This window comes from Staphylococcus sp. HMSC62A08 (genome assembly GCF_001839105.1).
In the GTDB taxonomy this organism is placed as follows: Bacteria; Bacillota; Bacilli; order Staphylococcales; family Staphylococcaceae; genus Staphylococcus; species Staphylococcus caprae.
In genome coordinates this window covers 1-223 of the sequence record NZ_KV840061.1, presented here as the reverse complement: position 1 = coordinate 223, position 223 = coordinate 1, and the positions used below count along the sequence as shown (strand labels likewise).

Below are 223 nucleotides of genomic sequence, written 5' to 3'. Positions count from 1 at the left end.
TTATTGAATCAATCGGCGTATTCACTTCTTTTGTTTGATTCGCAATAGAAGTAACCGTCGGTGCTGTTTTATCTACAACTTCGATTGTGAATTTTGTTTCTGTCTTATTCCCTGATGCGTCAGTCGTCGTTACTGTGATTGGATAGTTGCCCACTTTCGTTGGTGTGCCACTAATTGTGTTTGTCTCACTATTGAAACTTACTCCAGACGGTAGACCACTTAC

General features: G+C 40.4%; 1 protein-coding gene. It reads right to left on the bottom strand.

Translation table 11 applies throughout. From position 1 onward, the window contains the following. The coding region (locus tag HMPREF3264_RS13050; protein ID WP_256324000.1) for a putative Ig domain-containing protein at positions 1-223 on the bottom strand (223 nt) is incomplete at both ends.